The organism is Treponema sp. R80B11-R83G3 (genome assembly GCF_054786115.1).
In genome coordinates, this window is the sequence record NZ_BDHF01000369.1 from 1 (window position 1) to 694 (window position 694).

Sequence of the window (694 nt, forward strand, 5' to 3'; positions counted from 1 at the left end):
TAATTTTTTAATACTGTCAATTTCTTCGTACAGAGAGCCTGACAGGCGAGAGACCGCGTGGCGGCGGCTTGTTTCTGTCTTTGCGGAAACAAGTTCCATAACGGATTCAGCTTTTGTAAGATCGAATTTGCCGTTCATAAATGCGCGGAAGGTAAACTCACCGGGCAGTGCGTCACGGAAACCGGCGCTTTTCAACGCAGTCATTACGGCCTTCCCTACTGCGATGCCGCCGTGGCAGCAAATGTCAAGGCTGTCCTCTCCCGTGTAACTTTTTGGAGCGCGAAAAACAGAGATAAGCACATCGTCTATTTTGTCAGTTGCAAACTCTTTTGTCTTTGAGACAATCCAGCCGTGAATAACCGTGTTTCCGGGAGCGGTCGCAAGCGGCGATGTATTCTCTTTAAGCGAACTATTTTTTGTTCTTGCCGCCGCAAATACTGATGACGCTAATTCTATTGAACCTTTTCCCGATAAGCGAATCAGCGTTAACGCGCTATTACCGGGGGTGGTCGCAAAAGCGGCAATAGGGGATTCATCGCCATAAGACGCGTTACTATTGCCGCTTGTCATTTTCTTCCGTTGAGTCATTTAGGCCGGCGAGACGTATTTTAATAAAGAGCCATGGAGCGGCTACGGAAACCCATAAGCTCATAATCGCATAACACAGGAACCCGTAAATTAAAATATACTGGCT

The 694-nt window shown here is 47.4% G+C and carries 1 protein-coding gene; it reads right to left on the reverse strand.

Annotation, left to right across the window (positions count from 1 at the left end):
• Positions 1 to 588 (reverse strand): tRNA modification GTPase (locus ACYVRH_RS13910; protein ID WP_461257480.1); only part of this gene is annotated, 588 nt, incomplete at its 3' end.
• Positions 589 to 694: the final 106 nt, after the last annotated feature.